At 37.2% G+C, this 1,104-nt stretch carries 1 protein-coding gene and 1 pseudogene; both read left to right on the top strand.

Annotated features, from left to right (window positions below):
- Window positions 1-77: pseudogene (locus tag ACFIO3_RS13670) on the top strand (30S ribosomal protein S18); the annotation flags it as partial.
- 149 nt (window positions 78-226) lie between these two features.
- On the top strand, window positions 227-1,104 hold an 878-nt coding region (locus ACFIO3_RS13665), incomplete at its 3' end, for a hypothetical protein (protein WP_375704644.1).

The following is a 1,104-nucleotide window of genomic DNA, read 5'->3' as shown; positions in this document are numbered from 1 at the left end:
AAAAAAGACAGCGTGAATTAGCTAACGCTATCAAACGTGCTCGCTTTTTAGGCTTACTTCCGTACGTTATAAAGTAAGCGATCAATACTCTATGCAACTGGAGAGTTTATCCAGTTGCTTTTCTTATATGGTTAAAAAATAGCTTGTTGTATCCTATGTTAAGCTATTAAATGTCAAAGTTGGGGTATTGACACGCCTCTAACTGCAGAAAGCAGGACAGCAATAAATGAAAAAAAATCGTACTTATGAGATATTAACCGGTATTTTGGCAGGATTATTTGCTGTTGTGATAGGAATGGCAATCATCAGTGTTGCAAATATCGCGCCCTTTTTTTCTCTTCTTCTTGGCTGCTTTCTTTCATTGCCAATTTTTATTGTTGCGTTCGGTCAAGGAACATTAGCCAGTCTCATCGCCCTCATAAGTGCCACTGTTGTTCTTATCATAACCACTAATACCTATATTGCTCTTGGCTTTATGTTCTTATTTTTCCTTCCTGCTGTCTATGCTTCTTGGCTTCTTGGGCTTGCACGACCAGCGCAAAAAGAAAACGAACTGATGTGGTATCCATTATCATCGGTTATTTTTCATTTAACTAATTTTATCGCTCTTATAGCAACTTTCATTGGGCTCTATGTTCAAACACGTCCTTCCACACCCATCGTTGCAAAAAAAATCACCGAAAACATAGCACAAACTCTGCAACAAACACAGTCAATAAAGGAAGCCGATATACGCGCTTTTAATGAGCTTTTAATGACGCATACAGCAACTTTTACTGCTTTTTCTTTGACTATTTATAGTTTGGTTTTTCTCATTGGTAACCTTTACTTTTCCATGATAGCAGCACAACATATGAAATGGCTGAAAAGACCCCGTGATGATTGGAGCCAAACTCTCCGCCTTCCAATTTCTGGAATTATTATTTTTATTATTGTTTGCATAGCATCGATGGTTGAGTTGAGCGCTTCTCTTAACTTGAGTACACTTGTCTTTAGTACTGCATACACTGTCATCATATTAATTAGCGGTCTAGCATATCTTCACAATATTACAAAAGGGGTAAACGGTCGGATTATTATACTTTCTCTTGTTTATATTGCTAT

The sequence above is a fragment of the Bartonella sp. AD328YNZD genome, from assembly GCF_042196425.1.
The sequence above is the reverse complement of the archived record's forward strand: the minus strand, read 5'-3'. Positions and strand labels throughout refer to the sequence as shown.